Annotated in this window: 17 protein-coding genes and 1 pseudogene; 4 read left to right on the top strand and 14 right to left on the bottom strand. The window is 56.2% G+C overall.

Annotated features, from left to right (window positions below; translation table 11 throughout):
* The first annotated feature begins 435 nt into the window (after nt 1-435).
* Entirely contained in the window at nt 436-1,230 is a 795-nt protein-coding gene (locus tag GJ746_RS16760) for a winged helix-turn-helix domain-containing protein (protein ID WP_154681214.1), read from the top strand.
* Nucleotides 1,217-1,687 carry a hypothetical protein gene (locus GJ746_RS16755; protein ID WP_154681213.1) on the top strand — a complete coding sequence of 157 codons (471 nt, stop codon included), beginning with the start codon at nt 1,217-1,219 and terminating at the stop codon, nt 1,685-1,687. The genes GJ746_RS16760 and GJ746_RS16755 overlap by 14 nt, the downstream gene beginning before the upstream one ends.
* On the opposite strand, the gene yegS is transcribed toward GJ746_RS16755, so the two are convergent.
* The 13 genes and pseudogenes from yegS to GJ746_RS16690 form a co-directional block, all read right to left on the bottom strand.
* Nucleotides 1,688-2,581 (bottom strand): lipid kinase YegS, encoded by an 894-nt coding sequence (gene yegS / locus GJ746_RS16750; protein ID WP_154681212.1) that lies wholly within the window; start codon nt 2,579-2,581, stop codon nt 1,688-1,690.
* Between the two features lie 244 nt (nt 2,582-2,825).
* Complete coding sequence (yegQ, locus tag GJ746_RS16745; RefSeq protein WP_154681211.1) at nt 2,826-4,187, bottom strand: tRNA 5-hydroxyuridine modification protein YegQ; 1,362 nt, start codon at nt 4,185-4,187, stop codon at nt 2,826-2,828.
* A gap of 119 nt (nt 4,188-4,306) precedes the next feature.
* Nucleotides 4,307-5,026, bottom strand: coding sequence for a tetratricopeptide repeat protein (locus GJ746_RS16740; protein WP_154681210.1), 720 nt, complete (start codon nt 5,024-5,026; stop codon nt 4,307-4,309).
* 4 nt (nt 5,027-5,030) lie between these two features.
* Entirely contained in the window at nt 5,031-7,142 is a 2,112-nt protein-coding gene (locus GJ746_RS16735) for a DUF4034 domain-containing protein (protein WP_154681209.1), read from the bottom strand.
* An 11-nt stretch (nt 7,143-7,153) separates the two neighbouring features.
* Nucleotides 7,154-7,869: pseudogene (locus tag GJ746_RS16730) on the bottom strand (DUF1266 domain-containing protein).
* Nucleotides 7,857-9,068: a cytoplasmic protein gene (locus tag GJ746_RS16725; protein WP_154681207.1), complete on the bottom strand. Its 1,212-nt coding sequence runs from the start codon at nt 9,066-9,068 to the stop codon at nt 7,857-7,859. Before GJ746_RS16725 ends, GJ746_RS16730 begins: the two are co-directional and overlap by 13 nt.
* Nucleotides 9,069-9,355: 287 nt before the next feature.
* Nucleotides 9,356-10,078 carry a two-component system response regulator BaeR gene (baeR, locus tag GJ746_RS16720; protein WP_154681206.1) on the bottom strand — a complete coding sequence of 241 codons (723 nt, stop codon included), beginning with the start codon at nt 10,076-10,078 and terminating at the stop codon, nt 9,356-9,358.
* Entirely contained in the window at nt 10,075-11,595 is a 1,521-nt protein-coding gene (gene baeS, locus GJ746_RS16715; RefSeq protein ID WP_154681205.1) for a two-component system sensor histidine kinase BaeS, read from the bottom strand. The genes baeR and baeS overlap by 4 nt, the downstream gene beginning before the upstream one ends.
* Nucleotides 11,592-12,998 (bottom strand): MFS transporter, encoded by a 1,407-nt coding sequence (locus GJ746_RS16710; RefSeq protein ID WP_154681204.1) that lies wholly within the window; start codon nt 12,996-12,998, stop codon nt 11,592-11,594. The genes baeS and GJ746_RS16710 overlap by 4 nt, the downstream gene beginning before the upstream one ends.
* 1 nt (nt 12,999) lies before the next feature.
* Nucleotides 13,000-16,077, bottom strand: a complete 3,078-nt coding sequence (mdtC, locus tag GJ746_RS16705; protein WP_154681203.1) for a multidrug efflux RND transporter permease subunit MdtC — start codon at nt 16,075-16,077, stop codon at nt 13,000-13,002.
* On the bottom strand, nt 16,078-19,200 hold the full coding sequence (locus GJ746_RS16700; protein ID WP_154681202.1) for an MdtB/MuxB family multidrug efflux RND transporter permease subunit: 3,123 nt from the start codon (nt 19,198-19,200) through the stop codon (nt 16,078-16,080). It abuts the gene before it with no gap.
* Nucleotides 19,200-20,453: an MdtA/MuxA family multidrug efflux RND transporter periplasmic adaptor subunit gene (locus tag GJ746_RS16695; protein ID WP_154681201.1), complete on the bottom strand. Its 1,254-nt coding sequence runs from the start codon at nt 20,451-20,453 to the stop codon at nt 19,200-19,202. The genes GJ746_RS16700 and GJ746_RS16695 overlap by 1 nt, the downstream gene beginning before the upstream one ends.
* 520 nt (nt 20,454-20,973) lie before the next feature.
* A complete protein-coding gene (locus GJ746_RS16690) occupies nt 20,974-21,234 on the bottom strand; it encodes a hypothetical protein (protein ID WP_154681200.1) in 261 nt (86 codons plus the stop codon).
* A gap of 439 nt (nt 21,235-21,673) precedes the next feature.
* Between GJ746_RS16690 and GJ746_RS16685 the strand changes: the two genes are divergently transcribed.
* On the top strand, nt 21,674-22,960 hold the full coding sequence (locus tag GJ746_RS16685) for a citrate synthase (RefSeq protein WP_154681199.1): 1,287 nt from the start codon (nt 21,674-21,676) through the stop codon (nt 22,958-22,960).
* A 432-nt stretch (nt 22,961-23,392) separates the two neighbouring features.
* On the opposite strand, the gene yegD is transcribed toward GJ746_RS16685, so the two are convergent.
* Entirely contained in the window at nt 23,393-24,745 is a 1,353-nt protein-coding gene (gene yegD, locus GJ746_RS16680) for a molecular chaperone (RefSeq protein ID WP_154681198.1), read from the bottom strand.
* A gap of 136 nt (nt 24,746-24,881) precedes the next feature.
* On the opposite strand from yegD, the gene alkA reads away from it, so the two are divergent.
* On the top strand, nt 24,882-25,730 hold the full coding sequence (alkA, locus tag GJ746_RS16675; protein ID WP_154682755.1) for a DNA-3-methyladenine glycosylase 2: 849 nt from the start codon (nt 24,882-24,884) through the stop codon (nt 25,728-25,730).
* The last annotated feature ends 76 nt before the right edge of the window (nt 25,731-25,806 follow it).

Below are 25,806 nucleotides of genomic sequence, written 5' to 3'. Positions count from 1 at the left end.
CGAGATCCCGAGTTGCCCCCATCTTTATCGCGTATCCATTATCGGAAAAGGCGCTTTTTTTATATAAGATATTGAAATGAAATGTATTTATAGTTAGAAATATCGTCTATTAATGTAAAAGTGGTGTTTGGGTCTAATATGAAAATATGTGTTGTGTTTATTGTTTTAACTGAAAGTATAATCCATTCTTATCATTTAAATTGATATAATCGACTGTTTTTTAGTTGATTTTCGACGTAATCAATTTTATAAACTCGCTTAAACCTTGCTAATCGCAAGGAAAAATGGTGTCTCAAACCTCCAGTTCCTGTCAGTAATAGAGTAAACTCGCCTGCGAATAATCCTAAGATGCTGTCGACTTTATAGAGGATTTTCATATCCATTGTATGGTACCCATGCCGCTAATCTACATGATTACTATTCTCAGGAAACAGGATGGAAAAAATATATTCGATTAATGGAACTATTGCATTTATCCCCCAACGTAACGTTTTAATCCTTATTGCAAATGATACGAAGAGTGTTTCGTTAAATATACCGGCAAGCCGTTGTTTATTGCTACTTATTCAGCAAGATGGCAATACTGTACCCCGAGATACGTTTTTTCAGGAAGTGTGGATAAAGCATGGCTCTCAGGTTACCAGCAATGGTTTTTACCAGAATATTTCCTTATTGCGCCGGGCTTTTAAGGAGCTGGGCGTTGAGGAAGATATTGTTGTTACGGTACCGAGAGTTGGCGTCAGGTTAAATGCAGCATTGACGGTCACAGAGGCACCTTCAGCTGCGGAAGAAAAAACGTCGGTTGCCGAGTCTGCGACCGCTGTGCCCGCCGTGGTCGCTACGGGGAGTGTGCCGGCAAAAAAGTGGTTAAGGCCGCGATGCCCTCTTCTCTGGGGGCTTGCGGTTATACTGAGCTGTCTGGTTGGCGGAATTGTTGCATGGCAAGCAGAATTCGACTCTTATTTGCAAACTTATTCTCCAATTAACGCTAAATTTTCGCAACAATGTCATTTCTTTGTCAATAATGATGTGGTTGATCATGCTCGTCATGTAAGTTTTATTAAGCGCAATAACATTGAATGTGGAGAATACTCGTGGATTTATTTGACGCTTTATCCTGGGCAAGCCCGAGTCTCCGTGATTAGCTGCCTTCAGCAATTTAGTCAATGGCGTGATAATCAATGCCTCACCAAATATTACATAAAGGAGGCACCCAATGCGCCGGTTTGAAATTAAATGGATAATCGCTATCGTATTTATCGGCGTATTAACTGCGGCAGTAATAAAGTCCCGGCAGTACTGGCAGCGCAATCATTTTCAGTGCAGCGGGGAGATGCGCCTGCTGAACGCAGGTTTCCAGGGCGATCTTTCATTCAGCTACATATTTGATGGCAATCGCGGGCTGGTGATTGTGCGGGGGGAGATCACGCCGCCGCGGGGGGAACCCTTCACCATCAACCAAAATGTCTGGTTTAGCTTTACCCGTGATGGTCAGAACTACTTCCTGCGCTCGGAAACCGTCTCTGCCAGCATTGGTGAGACAGAGCAGGAGGGCTATGTAAAAAGCATCCTGCCGAAGTTTTTCCTTCAGCCGCAGGTGCCGTTTTATCTTAATATTCAGCGGCTCAACGAACATACCCGGCTGTTGTATACCAGCCGGGCACCGTCTTTATTTTGCGAAGCTTAATCAGCGCAATAGCGGGCAGTCGGGCGGAAGCCGGCAGCGCAGAGCGGCCGGTAAGAGCTCCATCCGGAAGGTTTTGCCGGTTAGCGGTTCTCCGTCGAGGTTAAAGGTCATCTCGTGGGGAGCGGTTATCTCAAACCACGATGAGACACCGTCGATAATGTTCGGCGAGTTTTCCGGATTGGCGAGCGTGCTGAACAGCGCAGGAATCAGCTCTTCGCCGGTGAAAATGCGCAGATGCAGCAAACCGTCATTAATTAACGCCTCCGGGCACAGCTGTTGGCCGCCCCCGGCCTGACGTCCGTTGCCGATTCCAATGACCAGCGCATCTCCCTGCCAGTGAAAGTTCTCGCCGCGGATTTCGCAGCGGTCCGGCTTGAGCGTATCCATACGCATCAGGCCGTGGATCAAATATGAGACGCCGCCGAGCGCGGCCTTCAGTTTTTCCGGCGTTTCGGTGGTAATTCGGGTACCGAAACCGCCGGTAGCCATATTAATAAAACCGGTCTTATCATTAACTCGCGCAATATCTATCGCCACGTCGCGGCCAACGATGGCCAGCTTCAGCGCGCTGGCTAAATCTTGCGGGATTCCGACGCTGGTCGCGAAGTCGTTTGCCGTGCCCAGCGGTAAAATCCCCAGCGCCATTTTGCCGTCGCGCTCGACCAGCGCCGTAGCCACTTCATTAATGGTGCCATCGCCGCCGCCGGCAATCACCGTTTCAACGTTCAGCGCCATGGCTTCATCGATAAACCGAGCGGCATCGCCCTTTTCCCAGGTGACGCGGACGTGAATAGCGATACCTTCGTCGCGTAGCAGTTTAACCGCCTCTCGTAGCTGCGGTTCATTGGCGCCTTTGCCATTAAGAATCAGTAAGCTGGCTGGAAACGTGGACATTATCAGGGGGACCTTTATTGCACAATGATGCATAAAGTGTACCGCATGAAGAAAGTAAAGGCCGGGAGATAGATAAAAAATAAGCCCGCGTAAGGGAGATTACGCAGGCTAAGGAGGTGGTTCCTGGTACAGCTAGCATTTATGGGTTATGTTTTTCAGCGAAATGGATGATATCTGCTTTGAACGAAACGGTATGTGATCCGTTTCTAATATCTTTACATTGTGAAAAAATAACCCAAATTAACTAGTTACTATGCGGGTTTCTGGTCGTCTGACCAGTAAAATTACGCATTAGCAGAGCATACTGCAGCCCCATATCCTCCGGGACAGGCAACCATACTGTGTGACCGTCTCCCGGCGCGACTGGCATGATTTCGCCTTTGCCGTTTTCCATATGTTCGAGGATGAAGTTAACGTTGCCCTGTGGGGTCATCAGTTCGAGGCTGTCGCCGACGGAGAATTTGTTCTTCACCGCTACCGCGGCCAGCTGGCCATTGCGCTCGCCGGTAAATTCGCCGACGAACTGCTGGCGTTCAGAGACGGAGTAGCCGTGCTCGTAGTTCTGGTAGTCATCGTGCGTATGGCGACGCAGAAATCCTTCGGTGTAGCCGCGGTGCGCGAGGTTTTCCAGGGTATCCAGCAGGGTGGCGTCGAACGGTTTGCCTGCGGCCGCATCGTCAATGGCCTTACGGTAGACCTGCGCGGTTCGCGCACAGTAGTAGTGGGATTTAGTGCGGCCTTCGATTTTCAGCGAGTGAACGCCCATGTGGGTCAGACGCTCAACGTGGGCAACGGCGCGCAGATCCTTTGAGTTCATGATATAGGTGCCGTGCTCGTCTTCGAAAGCGGTCATGTATTCGCCCGGACGTTTGGCTTCTTCAATCATAAATACCTGGTCAGTCGGCGCGCCGATACCCAGCGTCGGTTCCACGTTCTGCACCGGGATCGGCTCGTGTTTATGCACAATATTGCCGACGTCATCTTCTTTGCCTTCCTGGACGTTGTACTCCCAGCGGCAGGCGTTGGTGCAGGTACCCTGGTTCGGGTCGCGCTTGTTGATATAGCCTGAGAGCAGGCAGCGGCCGGAGTAGGCCATGCACAGCGCGCCGTGAACGAAAATTTCGATCTCCATTTCCGGCACCTGGCTGCGAATTTCGGCGATTTCATCCAGCGACAGCTCGCGGGAGAGAATGACGCGGGTCAGCCCCATTTGCTGCCAGAATTTAACCGTAGCCCAGTTCACGGCGTTTGCCTGCACCGACAGGTGAATATCCATATGCGGGAAGTGTTCGCGCACCAGCATGATTAAACCCGGATCGGACATGATTAAGGCGTCCGGGCCCATTTCCACCACCGGCTTCAGATCGCGAATAAAGGTTTTCAGCTTGGCGTTATGCGGGGCGATGTTGACCACGACATAAAACTTTTTACCCAACGCGTGGGCTTCGTTGATGCCGAGCTGCAGATTTTCGTGATTGAATTCGTTGTTACGCACGCGCAGTGAATAGCGAGGCTGGCCCGCATATACGGCATCGGCGCCATAAGCGAAAGCGTAACGCATATTTTTCAGCGTTCCCGCCGGGGAGAGGAGTTCCGGTTTAAACATGATTTTCTCGTTCTGATGACAGGTCAGATTCGCCGCACCCGGTGCGACGAGTTGGGGAGTGCCCCCACATTAAGGGCGGGCATTGTAGCGCTGTGGAAGAGGGGAGTAAACCGTCCGGCTTAATCAACGCGCAGATAGCGCCCGTCGGCGTTGACGTTCATGCCAAAACCGCAGTTCGCAGGCGTATCGGTTTCCGCCTCGATGGCTTCAGAGGAGAACGCCAGCGAGATATCGCAGTGAATATAGTCTCCTTCCCGAAGCGCCACGACGGCGTTATTGTTTGCCAGCGTGATCGCTTCAGAGAACTCCCCCATGTTGGGGCCAGCGTAAAGCCCCATCAGGCCGAAATAATAGCCCTGGAAATCAACCTGATACCGCGATGGCTTCGGCAGCTCTTTAACGATAAGTACGTTCCACGAGGCGCGTCCGGCATAGCGCCAGTACTCTCCCGCGGCTGAAGCAGGCAGCGGCATGGCGGCAAGCTTATCTTTGATAAGTCCGAGATTGTAAACCGACTTACTGTCGTTTGGCCTTATCATCAGCCAGGCGCGGGCTTTGCGCCATTCACCTTCACGTATCCAGGTTAACGCCACGTTGTTGTAGGCCGTGGCGATGGCGCTGTCGTCAAGGGCACAGCTTTCGCTCCATGCGGCCTGCTGTTCAAAAGCAGCGCGCGCTTTGGCGTAGTTTTTCGCTTTATAGAACTGCTCGCCCTGGCTGGCCCAGGTTGAGATTTTTGCGCAATCAGCTTCGATTTGCTGTTCCGTAATTTCTGCTCTGGCGGTGGCGCAGAGCAGAAGCAAAGAGTAAAGAGGTAAATATTTTGTTTGTATTTTCATTTCATTACACCATTGAGTTGACCTGACCCGGCAGTTCTGAATCCGGGATGCGGACGGTATACCAGGCGAAACGAAAGCGTTTCCAGAAACGGGAAAAATGCAGGTGGTCCAGGCAGTCGATAACGATTTCATTATCCGGATAAAGCGTTAAGGCAAAGTGCGCCCAGCGTGCGCTTAACTTCATGTTAAACAGTAATTTATCGTGTTTATTACCGTGCAGGCGTGACAGCGTTACCATTGCTTGTAGCGTGCCTTTATTGGCTTCTTGTTGCACCAGCGCCAGATGCTTATGCGCTAGCGTGATATCCGTTACTTCAAAAATATTCAGCAGGAACAAGCCCCAGGCCTCTTCATGGCCAAACTCATGCGCCAGCCAGAGATTGTCGAGCATCTCTTTTTCGTAAGCAGAGCGTTTTTCGGCACTGGCTTCTTGTCTGCTCAGGCGCTGGTGGCAGATAGCGATGTCGAAATGAATATTTTGCAGGTCATTTTCATATTCGGTATAGCCCCCGTTATCTCTTAGTCTGTACGGGGTACTCGCGCGCAGCGCTAGCTGCTGGTGCAAAATCTCTGCTGCGCGTTGAAAATACCCTAACGCGATGGCGGGATCGTAAGGCAGCAGGCCGTCGTCATTTTTATAGTTGGATTCAACCCCCAATTGATTAAGCGCGCTGGGGATGTTTCTCTGCGCGCCCAGCTCCGCCAGCGGCAGGAGATATTCTGGATGCCCGAGCCAGTGGAAATCCTTAATCGCTGCACCCCAGTCGTGGTTACAGCTCAGAGTTGCAACGCTATCCAGCCAGGCTTTTCCCTGGAACTCATCCTTTTCAAAACCCAGTATCCCCGCGTACTGGAAGTAGCCGCGATAAATTTTTGGCACGCAATACTCCGTTTGCTGCGCATTCTGACAGAGGAAATTATAAATCCACCAGGTGTCGGGGAAATCGCGCAGCGCGAACTTTATCGTGTAAGCGGTGTAGTAATTGTTGAGCTTAACCTTTTCCATAATCGAGCGCTGAAGGGTTCGCCAGAGCGCGTCGTTGTCCTCCAGATCGCTATAGCAAACCCGCAGCCACTCCAGCGCGTAAAGACGAGATGCCCGGGTATGCGCCCGCTGTGCAATCTCTTCGGCTTTAGCGATCATACGTTCACGTTCAGTGGGTGAGTTAACCTCTTTGATACCCACATCGCGGTAATCATCCCACCAGATTAATAGTTCCAGGTATTCACGCTCTGCGGCGGAAAGATAATCGCATACCGGTGATGCCAGAAACTCACGGATCTCCTCATGCGATCCCCTCCAGCGCGGCATACGAAACGGAATATATTCATCCAGCACATAAAATGCTGTCGGGAAAATAGCCAGGCAGGCGGTGAGCCAGTATGTTTGCCCGGCATCGTTATCGCACTCCGGTAATCCTGCCGGGCGCGGCAGATTTGGGCAAACCGCATCAGTAAACGACAGCCCGGAATATGCCATCAGCGCCTCTACCTCCTGCGGTGAGTGGCGATGATATTCAGCCAGCTCCTCCATCAGCGGTTGTCCGGCGATCTCTGCTCCCGAGAGGAACTCAACCAGCCAGTTTGGCTGGCCGAATACCTTTGAGTTGGTGCTGGTCAACGCGGCAGCCATCCACTGGCGCGGGTCGCAGTCGATAGCATTCAGCGTGGCAATCACCATCCGCTCGTTGCAAGCGGCGGCGCAGATCCACATTGCGCGGGTGGTTTCTCGCGCCCAGCCATAGCTGCGGTAGAGCCACGCGCGGTGGTTCCAGTACTGGGCTTCGGCGAGCCAGGCATGAGTTGAGCGGGGACGGGCGCGCTGCCAGCTTTTGATGAGAGCTAACCCTTCAGGCCCGGCCTCAACCAGCGTGTCCATATCGTAAAAATGGTTGCACATCTGCGTCCAGGCGAAAAAATAGCGCTTTTCCGCTTCGCGGCTGGTAAAGCTCTCCGTCAACGCCTGGTTGTAACGTTCGTCCAGCTCGTCATAGCGGGCTTTGCGCAGCAGGCCGGCAATATCGGCGATATACCACTCGCGTTGCCCGTCATTGAGGGGGGACTTGTGGTTACACATCTCACGCATGGCGTTGAGCAGTTGGTCATCCTGTTCCATAAAGAGTCCTTTTAAATCGGGTCGAAAATTTTAAATTCTTTCCATGGCAGCTTTCGCCAGCGGCTAAAGGGGGCTTGCAAATAGTGGGTGACTTCCTGCAAATCACGTCCGGCGACGGTTGCAGGTGTATCGTGCAGTGTTAGCCATATCCGGCGAGCGCGGACATAAGCGGTGGCGTAATCTTCCCAGGAATCAAAGCAGTCCTGAGCGCGTTGGGCATTAAGTAACAGCACCAGCCAGGCCTCGTTTTCATCACACCAGCCGAGCCCGGCGATACAGCGGGTAAGGAATGCGGTGCGCATGCAGTCGAACGCCAGCGCATCGCGGACCTGACCCTCGACCGCCAGATGGTGGTAAAAAGTGCGCGGCGAGTTACCTATGCCCGCAGGCCACCGACGCAACATTTCGCTAATTTGCTGGCGTAACGCCGCATCGTTAAGATTTTCCTGCAAGCCCAGTTCTTTTCTCACCTGTTGTGCCAGATAGCGGCGTTTGTCATCGTCGAACTTAAATACCAGCTCAACGCCTTTGGTCGATAGCCCGTTACGCCGGGAAAGGATATCGGCTAACGCCAGCGCCCATTGCCTGCGTCGGGTATCGCGCCGCAGGTCCTTCAGGCGATCTTTTTCTTTTTCCCCGGCAATGCGGGCGGCAACCAGCGGTTTATTTTTTTGTAATTACGCCAGCCGAGGAGGAAGGCACCGATGAAGAGAGTTATCCAGAACATGACAGGCTCTCCGCGTCATCGGGAAGGTAGCGTGTGGTTTGCAGCGTCAGGCTCTCAATTTCAAATGGCTTAGTGCTGGTATTTTTGCCAGCCAGCGTCGGGTGCCACTCATGCTGCGGGAACAGCATTTCCGCCGCCGTCGCTACGTTGGGGTCGATAACCTGAAGATAGCGTAGCGCGTCAGGAGCGCTGTGCAGTAGCAGCCACTGTAATGCGACCGGGGGAGTAGGAAAGTGCTCCATTAAATGAAAATTGTCATGCAGGACGTTGAGCAGAAAATTGAAATCATGAATATCGGTAATAAATTTCCAGCCCGCAAATTCTGGAGTTTCCTCATAAACAATACCCATACCTTCGCAGTCTGCATGGCGCTCTGGGCATGGCTGAAGATGGCGTAACAGGGCTAAAACGTCGGGAGCATATTTCTTGATGGGGTGTCGGTTCTGCTTGCCCTTAATATGTTCAATGCTCAGAACGCCATTATTAACCACCAGACTTATCGTGACGTGAGGAATATGATTGTTGTCGCGCAGGCTAAACAGGCGCATTTTCCCTTGCTCAATTTGCCGGGCGTAGTAATCGCCATAGCCGCCTGTAAGCGCGCCTTGATTGTCGAATTGCCCGACGCAGTGTTGCATATGCCAGGATTCATAGGCCATTTCGCTGCGCAGGTCTGGATGGGCAGCATCGAGTTCAACCAGTACACCGTTATTGACCGCCATCACCGGCTTTAGCACATCGCTGTTGGAAGGATACCAGCCTCGATCGCGCAGACGCTGCATTTTCAGATGCTCCGCCTCGCGCATCTCCAGTACGGTAAAAAAGTTGATGCGCTGTAGTTTGCTTCCCAGCCGCGTTCCTTCCTGACGAGAGAGAAATTCGAGGATATCTCTTTCGGCTGCCAGCAATTGCGGATGCTGGGGGTTGAGGTAGTAAAAGCGCTCATCGCCGCCCAGTTTTGGCGTTAGCCAGGCGGGAATTTCCATATGGTCACCAAAATACACAGCGTAATCAGAAACTGAGCGCACGGGGTAAACATGGGTAAAGTCCCCGATAACCCAACGGTAAAAATGGTTGCTTAACCAGCGCTGGATATTTTCGTTATCACCACGTTGTTGGCTACGGGAAACAATCGACGACTTGATATTTGGTGCGTTTATTATATTTCGGGGTTTGTATTTTTTATCAATATCGCTCATGGCATTCCTTGCGCAGTTGAGTCTTGGGCCGCTTGTCGGTGAATATATCATGATGAGCAGCGGTTGCTGATGGTGGTTCCTGGTATGGTGAGATTCTCAGATTATGAGGCGTGGGATGAGGAGATTTCCCGGGTCGCGGTGTAAACGCCTTACCCGGCTACTGGCTCAGGGACTTCTCCCGGAGGCGATGCTGCGCATCTGTCCGGGCTACCTGTCCGCACGCAGCGGTGAACCTGTAGCCCGGCTAAGCGCAGCGCGAGCTGGTGAAATGTCGGGCTGGCGGCTAACTACGCCAGACGGCAGGCGTCGGCCTCCCAGCGATAGCCTACGCCGTACACCGCGCGGATAAACGACTGCTCGGCGTCAAGCGACTCCAGCTTACGGCGCAGATTTTTGATATGGCTATCAATTGTCCGGTCGGTCACCACCCGGTAATCATCGTACAGATGATTCAGCAGCTGCTCGCGTGAAAAGACTTTACCCGGCTCCTGGGAGAGGGTTTTCAGCAGGCGGAACTCGGCGGGGGTCAGGTCCAGCAGCTTGTCGCGCCAGGAGGCCTGGAATCGGCCTTCGTCGACAATCAGCGGGCTTTCCGCATCCAGCGCCTGCAGATCGCGCTGCGGCTTGCAGCGGCGAAGAATAGTTTTCACCCGGGCCACCACTTCACGCGGGCTGTAGGGTTTACAGATATAGTCATCGGCGCCGATTTCTAATCCCAGAAGGCGGTCGATCTCTTCGATTTTCGCGGTCACCATGACCACCGGCACTTCGGAAAAACGGCGGATTTCACGGCATAGGGTGAGCCCGTCGGTACCGGGGAGCATTAAATCCAGCAGAATTAGATGCGGTGGCGTCTGGCGAACGTACGGCAGAACCCGATCGCCGTGATTAATCAGCGTCGGCGCATAGCCCGCCGCCTGAAGATAGTCGATCAGCAGTTGGCCCAGCTTGGGTTCATCTTCCACGATAAGAATACGTGGTGTGTTTTCATCAATGGGTAATTCAGTCATACGTCCCTCGATAAATTACGTTCCAGAGGTAGTGCTACTTTAATGCTAACCCCGCCTAAAGGCGAATGGCCTGCACGTAAAGTGCCGCAGTGGGCCGCGACAATGTTAAGGCAGATAGCCAGCCCTAAACCCGAACCGCCGCTGGCACGATTGCGCGATCCTTCGGTGCGGTAAAAGCGCTCGACCAGCCGCTCCAGCTGTTCATCAGTGACGCCAGGAGCGCTATCGGCAAAATCAAGAACCAGCATTTCGCCGCTTTGGCTGGCGCTAATCTGCAGTTTGCCGCCGCTATCGGTATAACGCAGGCTGTTTTCCAGCAGGTTATTGAAAAGCTGCATCAGGCGGTCCCGGTCGCCGAAAATCGTCGCGTTTTCCGGCAGTGAAACGCCAATCGACAGGCCGCGGCTGGCGAAGCGTTCGCGAAACGCGCCGGCGGCGACTTCCAGCAGGTTGATGATATCCACCGGAGTTTTCTGGTAGGAGAGCGCACCCTCATCGGACATGGATAGCTGGTGCAAATCATCGACCAGCTTGGTCAGGGTCGCGACTTCCGCTTGTAAGGAAGCGATCGAATCCGGGGTGAATTTCCTGATCCCATCCTGAATCGCCTCCAGCTCGCCGCGCAGCACCGCCAGCGGCGTGCGCAGTTCATGGGAGATATCGGCCATCAGGTCCTGGCGCATTTTCTGGTTGCGTTCAAGCGTGCTGGCTAACTGATTAAAATCTTTTGCCAGGCGTCCCAGTTCATCGCTGCTGGTGGCGGTGACGCGGGTAGTAAAATCCCCGGCCGCCAGACGGTGGGTGCCTTCCACCAGCCGTTTGACCGGCGCGAGCAGGCCGCGCGCCAGCGGGAAAGTCGCCAGCGCCGCCAGCAGCGTGGCAAGGGCGACAATCAGCCAGCTGGTGCGTTTCTGCTGGCGGTCGAAGTTGATATCGGTGTTGCGCGTCAGGCGCTCGACCGGCGAGGCTATTACTGCGCCCACCTCCACCCCGTTGACCATAATGCTGCGTCGGGTGCCGTCTTTTGGCACGCGCTCGCGCGGGCCCACCAGCACGCGCCCTTTTTGATCGACCACCCAGAACATGGTACGCCAGCCGTGCGGAGGAATATCCGGACCGGGTCCGCGATCGCCGCGTGGGCCGTTAAGCGGTCGGTCAGGCGCGGCATTCGGCGGCATCTCTTCGGGGCCTCCCCGCGGTTCATCCCTCTGACCGGGCTTCATCTCCCGGCCGTGCGGCGAGCGATCGTCGTTATCGCGTTCAAACGTTTTGAGCAGCTGGAAAATAAAGCGGTCGTTATTACGCAGGAACGTCCAGCTGCCGTGCTGAGCGTACTGCTCGCTCAGGGCATCGCCGAGCATGGTCAGCCGCTGTTCATTGCCGCGCTTGATATAGTCGATAAACCCGCGTTCAAAGCTGATACGCACCGCCCAGTGCATGCTAATTAACAGCACGATGCAGGTAGCGAGAATCGCGATAAACAGCTTACCGGTAATGCCGGGGCGCCAGAACTTCAAGATTCACTCCTTTTACGGCGACGAATCACGGTATTGGTCGTGGTATCGTCGGGGACGCGGGAAAAAATGAGCGCAGGCAGCGCGATAACCACCGCCATGCTTAAGTAGGTATAGAGAAAGACCTGATGTGTGGTCGCCGCATCGGCGCCGATATGCAGCTGGCCGTAGAGACCCAGCAGCATTCCGGCGACGGTAACGCCGATACTCATCGCGAGCTGCATGACCATCGACAGCAGGCTGTTGCCGCTGCTAGCCTGGTCATCGGGCAGATCTTTCAGGGTAAGCGTATTCATTGACGAAAAGCGGCTGGCGTTGATCATCCCCTGCATGAACAGCACCACCGGCAGCAGCCAGTACCAGCCGGCAAGAGCTACCGCCATAAACAGCAGGCTGACCAGCGCCAGGCCAATAGTCGAGGCGACCAGCACCCGGCGATAGCCGAAGCGGTTGACGACCTGGACTACGATACGCTTCATCCCCATACTGCCAAGCACCATCGGGATCATCATCAGACCGGCGTGGAACGGCGTAAAGCCGAGGCCAATCTGCAAAAAAACCGGGGTCATAAACGGCAGCATGCCGCTGCCGATGCGTCCGGCAAAGCTGCCGCCCAGCCCCAGCGAGAAGGTACGGTTGCTGAACAGCTTCAGGCTGAACAGCGCGTTGCGGTTGCCGCGCGCGTGCCATAGGTAGAACAGCATTGACCCCACGCCGACGGCCGTCAGAGCCAGTGGGGAGATACCGAGCCCTTCTTTACCGTCAAGCGCGAGGGTCAGCGTCGCCATACCGGCAGCCAGCAGAATAAAGCCGAAGATATCAAAGCGCCGGGTTTGCAGAGTGTAGTTAGGCATCAGGCACAGCGTGGCGATCGCCCCGACGATGCCGACCGGAATATTAATCAGGAAGATCCAGTGCCAGGAGGCGTACTCCACCAGCATCCCGCCGAGCGCCGGGCCGAGCAGCGGACCCACCTGGCCGGGCAGGGTGACGAAGGTCATCGCCGCCATATACTGGCTGCGCGGGACGATTTTCATCACCGTCAGACGCCCGACTGGCACCATCATCGCGCCGCCCACCCCCTGCAGCACGCGGGCGAGTATTAGCCGATCGAGCGTCGCGGCCTGGGCGCAGAACAGGGAGCCGGCGGTAAATAAAACGATGGCGCTGAAAAAGATATTGCGTACTCCAACGCGGTCCGCCAGCCAGCCGCTGGCGGGCAGCATGACCGCCACCGTCAGCACATAGGAGACGATAACCATGTGCATATGCAGCGGGCTCTCCCCGAGGCTTTGCGCCATTGAGGGGAGGGCGGTGTTGACTATAGTGGTATCCAGCGTCTGCATAAAGAAGCCAAAGGCCACTATCCATAGCTGCCAGCGCACGCTGGAAGGAAGGTCTGTCATGTTATTCGCTTACCGGTTGGTGGACTTTTCGCGAAAAACGCAGCCGCAGACGGTCAAAGAACAGATAGACCACCGGCGTGGTGTACAGGGTTAACAGCTGACTCATCACCAGACCGCCGACAATCGTAATCCCCAGCGGCTGGCGCAGCTCGGAGCCATCGCCGCCAGAGATAACCAGCGGCAGCGCGCCGAACAGCGCCGCCAGCGTGGTCATCATTATCGGGCGGAAACGCAGCAGGCAGGCCTGGAAGATAGCTTCTTCCGGGGACAGGTTGCCGTTGCGCTGCGCTTCAAGGGCGAAATCGACCATCATGATGGCGTTTTTCTTCACGATGCCAATTAATAGCATAATCCCGATGAGCGCGATTAGGCTGAACGGGGCATCGAAAAGCTCCAGCGCCAGCAGCGCGCCGACGCCGGCGGAAGGAATAGTCGACAGAATGGTCAGCGGATGAACGTAGCTCTCATAAAGGATCCCCAGCACGATATAGACCGTGGCGATGGCCGCCAGAATCAGGATCACCTGGGAATTCATCGTTTCCTGGAATACCTGCGCGGTACCGGCGAAAGAGCCGCGCACGCTGGACGGTACGCCAAGCTGAGTCATCGCCCGATTAATAGCGTCGCTGGCTTCTGACAGCGACTTGCCGGTGGGCAGGTTAAACGAGACGGTCGAGGCTGCCGACAGGCCCTGGTGGTTCACCGACAGCGGAGCGTTAGCCGGCTGCCATTTGGCGAAGTACGACAGCGGAATGGGCTTATCTTCGCTGTTGATCACAAACATCTTGTCCAGGGCGCTGACGTCCTGGGTATAGACCGGGTCAACCTGCATCACCACTTTATACTGGTTCAGCGGCTGGTAGATGGTTGAGACCTGACGCTGGCCGAAGGCGTTGTTCAGCAGATTGTTGGCATCCTGCACGCTGATGCCGAGCCGCGACATGGTATCGCGATCGTAGATCAGGTCCATTTCCGCGCCGTTATTCTGGCTGTCAGAGTTCACGTCCGCCAGCTCCGGCAGCGATGCCAGCGTTTTGCGGATTTTCGGTTCCCATTCCCGCAGCGCCGCGAGGTCGTCCGACAGCAGCGTGTACTGATAGCTGGCGTTGGCCTGGCGGCCGCCGACGCGGATATCCTGCACCGCCATCAGGAACAGGTTGGCTCCCGGCTCCTTCACCAGTTTCTTACGCAGGCGGTCGATAATTTGCTGCGCCGTTTCATGGCGTTCATCGCGAGACTTCAGGGTGATAAACATCATCCCGCTGTTGACCCGCGAGCCGCCGGTAAAACCGGTGACGTTGTCCACCGCCGGATCTTCACGAATGATCTTCATAAAGTCCTGCAGCTTGCCGCGCATCGCCTGGAAAGAAATGCTCTGGTCGGCCTGAATACCGCCCATCAGCACCCCGGTATCCTGCTCGGGGAAGAAGGTTTTTGGAATCGAGATATAGAGCCAGACGCTCAGCGCGATGGTGCCGAGCAGCACCAGGCCGGTCAGGCGGCTGTGCTTCAGCACCCACTTCAGCGATTTCCCGTAGCCGCCCTGAATCGCTATCAGCAGGCGGCCAAAACCGCGCTTGCGCGTCGGCTCGTTGGGCTTGTCGCTTTTCAGCAGCCAGCCGCACATCATCGGCGTCAGGGTCAACGATACCGCCAGCGAAATACCGATCGCTACCGATAGCGTGACGGCAAATTCGCGCAGCAGCCTCCCCGGCAGACCGTCCATCAGCAGTAGCGGCAGGAAGACCGCCACCAGCGACAGGCTCATCGACAGCACCGTAAAGCCGACCTCCCGGCTTCCCTGCAGCGCCGCCTGCAGCGGCTTCATGCCAGCCTCAAGATGGCGGGAAATATTCTCCAGCACCACGATGGCGTCATCGACCACGAAGCCGGTGGCGATGGTCAGCGCCATTAGCGACAGGTTGTTAAGGCTAAAGCCGCACAGGTACATTGCCGCGAAGGTACCAATCAGCGATACCGGAACGGCCACCGCCGGGATCAGCGTCGCGCGTCCTGAGCGCAGGAACAGGAAAACCACGAGGATCACCAGCGCCACCGAAATCACCAGCGTCTGCTCAACTTCTTCCAGAGACGCGCGGATGGTTGGCGAGCGATCCTGAGCGATTTGCAGGTCGATGGACGCCGGGATGGTGCGCTGGAGATCCGGCAGGCGGGCGCGAATGCTGTCCACCGTCTCAATGATATTGGCTTCCGGCAGCTTGCGGATCATCAGCAAAATGGCCGGTTTGGCGTTGGTCATCCCGGCGTTGCGCACGTCCTGCACCGAGTCGGTGACTTTGGCGACGTCGCCCAGACGCACCGCTGCGCCGTTGTTGTAGTGGACGATAAGCGGCTGATATTCGGCAGCGGTTTTTAGTTCGTCGTTGGTCTCAACCTGCCAGCGTTGGCTTTGGTCTTCCAGCGCCCCCTGCGGTTTCCGCACGTTGGCGCTGCTGATGGCGGTTCGCACCGCGTCCAGCGACACGCCCTGGTTAAACAGCGCCTGCGGGTTCAGGTCGACGCGCACTGCGGGCAACGAGCTGCCGCCGACGGAAACGTCGCCGACGCCGTCAATCTGGGCAATGGTCTGCGCCAGCTGAGTGGAGGCGAAGTCGTACAGCTCACCCTGGGAGTAAGTATCCGACGTGAGGGTGAGGATCATGATCGGCGCGTCGGACGGGTTAGCTTTGCGATAGGTTGGGCGGCTCGGCATACCGCTCGGCAGCAGGCTTTGCGCGGCGTTAATCGCCGCCTGCACGTCGCGCGCCGCGCCGTTGATATCGCGGTCAAAGTTAAACTCAAGAATGATTCGCGTACTGCCCAGCGAGCTGGAGGAGGTCATCTCATTGACCCCGGCAATCCGCCCCAGCGAACGTTCCAGCGGCGTCGCTACCGAAGAGGCCATGGTTTCCGGCGACGCGCCGGGCAGCGAGGCGCTGATCATGATGACCGGAAAATCCACCTGCGGCAGCGGCGCAACCGGCAGCAGGCGGAAGCCAAGGACGCCGCACAGGGTAATCGCGAGCGATATCAGTATCGTCGCCACCGGACGGTAAATGAAGAGGGCGAAAAACTTCACTTACGCCTCCTCCTCATGCCGCGGGAATCGGCTTTTCATATACAGCGACAGACGGTCAAACAGCAGATAGATAACCGGAGTCGTGAACAGGGTCAGCACCTGGCTTAGCATCAGGCCGCCGACCATGCCAATCCCCAGCGGACGACGCAGCTCCGCGCCGACGCCGGTACTGAGCATCAGCGGCAGCGCGCCGAACAGCGCCGCCAGCGTGGTCATCAGGATCGGGCGAAAACGCAGCAGGCAGGCCTGATAAATCGCCTCGCGCGGCGGCATACCCTGCTCGCGTTCGGCGGCCAGCGCGAAGTCGATCATCATGATGGCGTTTTTCTTGACGATGCCGATAAGCAGGATGATGCCGATAATGGCGATAACGTCCAGTTCGCTCCCGGCCAGCCACAGCGCCAGCAGCGCGCCGACGCCCGCCGTTGGCAGAGTAGAGAGAATGGTGATCGGATGAATAAAGCTTTCATACAGCACGCCGAGGACGATATACATCGCTACCACCGCGGCCACCACCAGCCAGACGGTACTGCCGAGCGCCGACTGGAAGGCCAGCGAGCTGCCCTGGAACTGGGTGCGGATATCGCTCGGGAACTCCAGCGCCTGCTCGGCGCCCAATATGGCTTCGACCGCATCGCCCAACGAATAGTTACCCGGCACGTTAAACGAGATGGTAGCGACCGGGAACTGATCGAGGTGGTTAATCGACAGCGGGGTAAAGCGCTGCTCGACTTTAGCAATCGCGGTGAGCGGAACGATCCCGCCGTCGCTGCTGGTCAGGCGGATATTATCCAGCGCCGCCAGCCCCGGCGTGGCCTGGGTATCATGCTCCAGCACCACCCGGTACTGATTCGCCTGGGTATAGATAGTGGAAATCAGACGCTGCCCGAAGGCGTTGTACAGCGCGTTATCAATGTCGGACATGCTGATACCGAGACGGCTGGCGCTATCGCGATCAACGTTGATGTACGCCGCCAGGCCCTTATCCTGCCAGTCGCTGCTGACGTCGGAGAGCTGCGGCAGCGCCTGCAGCCGGTCCAGCAGCTGCGGTACCCAGGTGCTCAGCGCATCCAGCGAGTTGGCCTGCAGGGTAAACTGATACTGGGTACGGCTGACGGTGGTGTCAATGGTCAGATCCTGAGTCGGCTGGAGATAGAGTTCAATGCCGGGAATACTGCTCACCGCGTTTTGCAGGCGGGCGATCACCGTCTGTACGCGATCGTCGCGCTCGTCCAGCGGCTTAAGGTTGATCTGCAGGCGAGCGCTGTTCAGCGCCGGGTTGGTCCCGTCGACGCCGACGTAGGAGGTCAGGCTTTCTACGGCCGGATCCTTGAGTATCGCCGTTGATACCTGCTGCTGGCGCTCGGCCATGCTGGCGAACGACGCCGACTGCGGCGCCTGTAGCGTGCCCTGAATAATGCCGTTGTCCTGAATCGGGAAGAAGCCTTTTGGAATAAACACCCACAGCATAATCGACAGTACCAGGGTGCTGATGGCCACGCCCAGCGTCAGCCACGGATGGTTCAACACCCGGCTCAGCCAGCGGCCATAGACGGCGATCACCCGCTCAAAGAAACGCTCGCTGGCGCGCGAGAAGCGGTTCTGCTTGCGCAGCGACTCGTGGCTCAGCATGCGGGCGCACATCATCGGCGTCAGAGTCAGCGACACCACCGCGGAAATCAGGATCGCCACCGCGAGGGTAATGGCGAACTCGCGGAACAGGCGGCCCACGATATCGCCCATAAACAGCAGCGGGATCAGCACTGCAATCAGCGAGAAGGTCAATGAGATAATGGTAAAGCCAATCTCTCCGGCCCCTTTCAGGGCGGCGGCCAGCGGCTTTTCGCCTTTCTCGATGTAGCGCGAGATGTTTTCAATCACTACGATGGCGTCATCGACCACAAAGCCGGTGGCGATGGTCAGGGCCATCAGCGTCAGGTTGTTAATAGAGAAATCGAGAAACACCATCACCGCAAAGGTGCCGACCAGAGATAGCGGTACGGCGATGCCGGGAATAATGGTCGCCGGGACGTTGCGCAGAAACACGTAGATAATCATCACCACCAGGGCGATGGCCAGCATCAGCTCAAACTGAGTATCGCTGACCGAGGCGCGGATATTGGTGGTGCGGTCGGAAAGCACCTGCACTTTGACCGATTTCGGCAGGCTGTCGGTCAGCTGCGGCAGCATCTCGCGGATGCTATCAGCGGTGGCGATGATATTGGCTCCCGGCTGGCGCTGAACGTTCATCACGATCGCCTGCTGCTTGTTGGCCCATGCCCCAAGCCAGCTGTTTTCCGCGCCTTGTTCAACGGTGGCGACGTCGCCGAGGCGAATCGGCGCGCCGTTCTGATATGCGATAATCAGGCGGCGGTAATCCTCTGCCGACTGCATCTGATCGTTGGCGGAGAGCGTGATCGCCCGCGATGGGCCGTCCAGGCTACCCTTCGCCGAGTTAACGTTGGCACTGGTAATGGCGGTGCGGATCGTTTCGCTGGTCAGACCGAGGGCGGCGATCGCCTGGGCGTTGAGCTTAACGCGTACGGCCGGGCGCTGACCGCCCGCCAGGGTGACCAGTCCAACGCCGGAAACCTGAGAGATTTTCTGCGCCACGCGGGTTTCCACCATATCCTCGACCTGAGTCATAGGAACCGCAGAAGAGGTGACCGCGAGGGTCATAATCGGCGGATCGGCGGGGTTAACTTTGCTGTAAACCGGCGGATTAGGCAGATCCGAGGGCAGCAGGTTAGTCGCGGCGTTAATGGCTGCCTGTACTTCCTGCTCGGCAACGTCCAGCGGCAGCGTAAGCTGGAACTGGAGCGTGACTACCGACGCGCCGCCTGAGCTCTGGGAGGACATCTGCTTGAGGCCGGACATCTGGCCAAACTGCCGCTCCAGAGGAGCTGTGATGGAGGAAGTCATAACGTCCGGGCTGGCGCCGGGATAGAGCGTCACCACCTGAATCGTCGGGTAGTCCACTTCCGGCAGCGCCGAAACCGGTAAGAAACGGTAGCCGATAATACCGGCCAGCATAATGGCCACCATTAACAGCGTCGTCGCCACCGGGCGCAGGATAAACAGACGGGAAGGGCCACCCGTACTGCTCGGCGGTAGAACTTGCATCAGGAGCGCGCTCCTTTATTTCCGTATTCGCGGCTGGTGGCTTTCGCCGGTTCGGCGGCGGTGGTCGCATCGTGGGGTTCTACCACTTCAACCTTCGCGCCCTCGGTCAGGCGGTCGATCCCGTCGGTCACCACGCGGTCTCCGGCGGAAAGCCCGGCGTCAATCACGACTTTCAGGCTGTCCTGAATACCCGGCGTGACGGTATGCTTGCTGACTTTGTTCTCGTCGTTCAGTACCCAGACGAAATGCCCCTCATTGCCCATTTGCAGAGCAGCTGTTGGGATCACCACCGCGTTTTGTTCGGTATCGACCAGCATACGAGCGTTGACGAACTGATTCGGGAACAGCGCGTCGTCCTGGTTATTAAAGCGTGCTTTCAGCTTGATGGTACCGGTGGTGGCATCAATCTGGTTATCAAGGCTCAGTAGAGAACCCTCGCTGATTTTCTGCTTGTTAGTGCGATCCCAGGCTTCGACGACCAGGTTTTTTCCGGCCTTTTGCGCCTGGACGACCGTGGCGATTTGGTTTTCCGGTAGCGTAAAGACCAGGTCAATGGGATGAGTTTGCGTCAGCACCACAATTCCGCCGGTATCGCCGCTGGAGATCTGGTTGCCAATATCGACCTGTTTTAGGCCAACCCGGCCATCGATCGGCGCGGTGATACGGCTCCAGTTCAGCTGCAGCTGGGCGCTGGCGACCGCAGCTTCATCGGCTTTAATAGTTCCCTGGATTTCGCTGACCAGAGATTGCTGGGTATCCAGCTCCTGACGTGAAACCAGATTAGTTTTCACCAGCTGCTGGTAGCGTGCCAGATCGCGGCGGGCGTTAGCGAGAGTCGCCCGATCTTTCGCCAGCTGACCCTGGGCCTGGGCGAGGGCGACTTTAAACTGGCTGGGGTCGATTTCGGCGAGCAGATCGCCGGTTTTCACCTGCTGACCTTCGGTGAAATGGATGGCTAAAAGCTGGCCGTCGACGCGGCTGCGGACGGTAACGGTGTTTGCCGCTGTAACCGTACCGAGACCGGAAAGATAGCGGGGAACCGATTCGCTGGTCGCCGTTGCCGCCTGCACCGGCGCAAGGGCTGCGCCAAAACGACCTCCGCGGCCACCGCCTGGCCCCTGTTTGCCCGGGCCTGCCGCCGTTGCTGACGGCGTATTAGCCGCTTCGCGGTCCTGCCAAAACCAGTAGGCGGAGCCTGCGACGATCGCCACCACCAGAACGGCTGCCCAACGACTTTTATTGCTACCTTTCATTAATTTGTTATCTCATCCTGAAACGTTTCACGGAATGATACTAGTTTAGTCAGCCTACGCCGCTTAAAAATGGAGGAATTATGAAAAGACTGTCCAGATATGTCTGGAAAAAACGCTTTTCGTTGAGCTGGTTACGGTGAACATTTACGCTTATCGATTTTCAGTCATCAAGCCGGCGAACGCCAATGGGGTAAAGAGAGGACGATTGCGGTGCTGTCAATAAACGAAGGTTGAGTACCAAAAGCCGGGCCCAGGCTGGTTGAAGCCTGATGATTGAGTGCCCTGTTTAACGGGGTATGCTCTGCAGAGAAAAAAAGCCCCTAACAGGCACGCAAGGGGCAATGTGACGAAGTAACAGCTTCCTCGATACACACGTTTTTTCTTATTGACTGAAAATACGCCACACTATTTTTATATCAAGGAACAGAACAATGTTACCTGCAGCCGGTAACACCAGAGTAGATGTTTTTCATCTTACTGATATTTTTCGGAATCGTATCCCTTACAAGCCGTCAAAATCCTAATGTTGCTGTTTATCACGCGATTGTTGAGAAACGCTATCGGCAGGTTTATCTGCGCTCTTGTAACAAATTAATAAACCGGAAAGAGTCATCGCCGTTATTAAGGCGGTATGTTGCCATGATTTTATTTTTATACCAGGTGGCGGTCCTGTGGGAAATTTCTCGAAAAAGGAAATGTCAATTTCCGCACGTTGGTAACGGTTGTGGCTGTGCGGGATAATTACCGAGCCGTTATTTTTGCGATTTTTTATGCTGGTCATCTACAGATAGATTCCTCGGGGGAAATCCCGGCGAAATATCTTTATCCAAAAATGAGTCTTCTTATCCGCGGACCGCGGTCGGTTTTGCGGTCATTATCAACGCCAGCATCTTTCGTCACGTCGGCGTCGGCCCAAACCGCAGGTAGGGGGAGTGGCTGGATGAAGTAAACATAAGAATCTTTCCGGCAGACAGGAAAGATTATCGTGGGCAAAGCGCATTTGGCAGGGAAAGTACCCTATATCATTGCTATCTCGCGCTATTTTTATCGGTAATTATCCACGTTCAGCCAACGTAAAACCGCTAATAATAGCGCTGTTTTGTGAATGTTTTGGTTATTCATATCAAAGAATCGCCGGACGACTCTGGTTATGTTGGCCATTGCGCCTGGTAACACCTCCAGGTTAATTATTCATTGGTTGTGGAAGGGGACCTGACAGGATGACGACGAAATCGCTAACGCTTTCTTTGGATGAACAGCAGTCAATTCCTTTGAGTACGGTCTCGGGGACGCTGGGCTACGTCGGCATGGATATTCGTCCGCTGGCATCCACAGGGCTATGCAGCTTTGACCCTGGTTTTAGCAATACCGCCGGCTGTACTTCAGCCATTTCTTATATTGATACTGAAAAAAGCATTCTGCTGCACCGCGGTTATCCGGTTGATCAGCTGGCTCGGCAGTGTGATTTCCTTGAGGTCGCGTGGATTCTACTGCGCGGCGATGCGCCTGATGAAGCCAGCTATCAGACCTTCAAAAACACCATTACTCGTCATAGCCTGGTGCATGAGCAGATTGCCCGCATGTGCAGCAGTTTCCGTCGTGACTCTCATCCGATGGCCTTAATGTGTGCACTGGTCGGCACGCTGGCGGCGTTTTATCACGATGTACTGGATGTTGAAAATCCTGAGCACCGCGCGCTGGCCGCCACCCGTCTGCTGTCAAAAATGCCAACGCTTGCGGCGATGAGCTATAAGTTTTCTATTGAGCAACCGGCGCAGTATCCCCGTAACGATCTTTCGTATGCGGGGAATTTCCTGCATATGCTGTTTGCTATTCCAGCGGAACAATTTCAGCTGAACCCGGTGATTGAGCAGGCGATGAACCAGATTCTGGTGCTTCACGCCGACCACGGTCAGTGCGCATCGACCACGACCGTCCGGGCGGCAGGCTCCTCCGGGGCGAATCTCTTTGCCTGCGTCGCCGCGGGGCTGGCTTCACTGTGGGGGCCAACCCACGGCGGAGCCAACGAAGCCAGTATGCGGATGCTGGAAGAGATTAAGACCGTTGACCAAATCCCGGCTTTCCTGAGCAAAGCGAAACGCGATCCGCAGGCGTTCCGTCGGCTTGGATTCGGCAATTCTCGCTATCGTAATCTTGACCCTAGAGCCGCCATTTTGCGCGAGACCTGCCATCGCGTACTAAAGGAGCTGGGAATGTCCGACATGCTGCTTCAGGTGGCGATGGCTCTGGAAGAGATGGCGCTGACCGACCCGTACTTTGTTGAGAATGGTCTGTCGCCAAGCGTTGATTTCTATACCGCCGTGATCCTCAAAGCGATGGGGCTACCCTCCTCGATGTTTGTGGTGATTACCGCCGTAGGCAGAACGCTTGGCTGGGTGGCGCACTGGAATGAAATGCACGAGGCACCGCTGAATATTTATCGTCCACGGCAGATTTATACCGGTGAAGAGCGCCGGGATTACGTTTCGCGCCGCGAAGTGAGATGAGAGATAGCTTGTTGCCACAGGATTTAACCCGGCTCGCGCTGCGCTAAGCCGGGCTACAAATTCCCTGTGCGCCGATAATCCCGGATAAGGCGCCTGCGCCGCAATCCGGGATTTTAGGGGCGGATTAACGAAACACCACTTGCGCCCAGCGGTTACTGAGCCAAAATCGTCGTCACAGCGGCGAGCGGGCGCTGCCGTCGGGCTACAAATTCCGAGTGTTCCGGTAGCCCGGATAAGGCGCCTGCGCCGCAATCCGGGATTTTAGGAGCGGATTAACGAAACACAACTTGCGCCCAGTGGGCCAGCCCGGCGGTTACCGAGCCAAAATCATCGTCACAGCGGCGAGCGGGCGCTGCCGTCGGGCTACAAATTCCGAGTATTCCGGTAGCCCGGATAAGGCGCCTGCGCCGCAATCCGGGATTTTAGGGGTGATTAACGAAACACTACTTGCGCCCAGCGGGCCAGCCCGGCGGTTACCGAGCCAAAATCATCGCCACCAGCAATCGGAATCCCCGGCAGATGGTCTGTCAGCGCTTTTTTAATCAGCGGCGAGCGGGCGCTGCCGCCGGTCAGGTAAATGACATCAGGTCGGACATTGCTGTTATCCAGCGCCAGCTGAACCTGCTCCATTATGCGGGCCAACGGCTGATCCAGCGCGGCTTCCAGCCCCTGCTGACTAATGGCTGTCGCCAGCCCGTCGCTAATAAACGGCAGTGCGGCGGTAACGCTCTCCTGCGCGGAAAGAGCGATTTTACTCTCTTCAGCGCTCCGCACCAGACGATAACTCAGCCGCTGACGCCAGACCTTTAACAGCAGAGCCACTTTCTCGCTATCACGCGCGCTGCGCAGTAATTCGTTAAGCAGTCGACCGTTAGCGGCGCTGTAAAAATCGGTTTGCGCGGGGACGTCGTTAATCGCCACGGCATTCCACCACGGCAGAATTGGCAGCGCGATACCTTTTTCGGTATCGCCGCCCATGCCCAGCAGCGGCATCAGGCATTTAAAGGCAAGAGCGATATCCAAATCGTTACCGCCGACTCGACAACCGCTGTGGCCGAGCAGGCTTTGCTGGCGATCGGTTTTTTCTCGCCACTGCGGCCCCATCAACAGCAGTGAACAGTCGGTGGTACCGCCACCGATATCGACCACCAGCACGCGTTTTTCTTCACTCAGGGTCGCTTCGAAATCCAGACCGGCAGCGACTGGTTCAAACTGAAACACGACGTCGCGGAAGCCCGCACGCTTTGCGGCACGTTCGAGAATGCCCTGCGCCTGGACGTTGGCATCATCGCCGCCCAGTCCCTGGAAGTTAATCGGCCGACCGATAACCGCCTGGTCGATGGTTTCCGGCAGCTGGGTTTGCGCCTGGAGTTTGATATGCAGCATCATGGCGCAGACTAAATCTTCAAACAGCGCAACCTGCTGAGGTTTAAGTCCATTAGCGCCGAGGAATGATTTCGGCGACTTCACGAAGTAGACTTCTTGCGGATCTTCAACGTACTGATGCAGCGAAGCGAGACCAAACTGCACGCTGTTGCTGAGCACGTCGATATCTTCCTCGCGATTGAAGCTAATAGCACGACGCAGCAGCGCCTGGTTTTCATCACCGTCAGGCGGGACATTATGATGGCGGTAGAGCCACTCGCTGACCGCTTCGCGGGTAGGTGCGCAAAGCATAGACGGCAGTAGTGAACTGCCGTTTTCCAGCGTCAACAGCTGCGGCGTATTGTCGCGCATCACCGCCACCGAACAGTTAGCGGTACCGTAGTCAAAACCAATAAACATAGCCTGCAAAATCCCCATGCCGGTGAAGAAGGGGGGCGACTTTAGCGGATTGACGGCAGTGCGACAACTGGAATTTAAAAGCAAGGCACGTCCGGCGCGGAGCCGCTATGATTGAAGCGCTAAAAAAGGAGAAATGATGACGCTGCTACCCTGGCATTCCCCCTACGACTGGCAATGGATATTTAATTTTCTCGTCGCTCGTGCGGTACAAGGTATTGAAACCTTTAGCAACGGCAGCTACAGCCGCAGCTTTGCGCTGAATGGCCACGCGGGGCTGATTACGGTCACGCCGGATGACGCCGCTCAGGGCATGCAGGTGACGCTTTCCGCCGGGCTGCAGCCTGTCGCGGATGAGTGTCTGGCGCGGGTAGCGAGATTATTTGATTTATCCTGCGACCCGCAGCAGATAGCCCTGACGCTGGGTGACCTTGCGCGATCAAGACCGGGGCTTCGTCTGCCGGGCTCCCTCGACGCGTTTGAGCAAGCGGTGCGCGCGGTGTTAGGTCAGCTGGTGAGCGTGGCCATGGCGGCAAAGCTTACCGGCAAAGTAGTGGCGGCCTTCGGGAAGCCGTTGGCCGACGTTCCGGGCTTTTATGTGTTTCCAGGTGCGCAACGGCTGGCGCAGGCAGATCCGCTGGCGCTGAAAGCGCTGGGCATGCCGCTACGCCGGGCGGAGGCGCTGATTCATCTGGCGCAGGCGGCTATCAGCGGCGAGCTGCCCCTCGCGGCGCCGGATAATATTCAGGCTGGTATAAAGCAGCTGCAGACTCTGCCCGGCATTGGCCGCTGGACGGCGAACTATTTCGCGCTGCGCGGCTGGCAGGCGCCGGATATCTTCCTGGCGGATGACTATCTGATTAAGCAGCGTTTCCCAGGCATGACGCCGGCGCGTATTGCGCGCTATGCCGACCGCTGGCAACCCTGGCGATCGTACGCTTTATTGCATATATGGTATACAGAAGGGTGGTTGCCGGAGGAGGAATAGGCCCGAGAGGCGCTTAGCACTAGTATCGACGCGCTGAAATCCCTATAATTGCGGCGTTTGGCGGTCAACCGCCACC

It is taken from the genome of Klebsiella oxytoca (assembly GCF_009707385.1).
GTDB classification, from domain to species: Bacteria; Pseudomonadota; Gammaproteobacteria; order Enterobacterales; family Enterobacteriaceae; genus Klebsiella; species Klebsiella oxytoca_C.
Note: the sequence above shows the minus strand (reverse complement) of the source record. Positions and strands in the feature narration are given on the sequence as shown.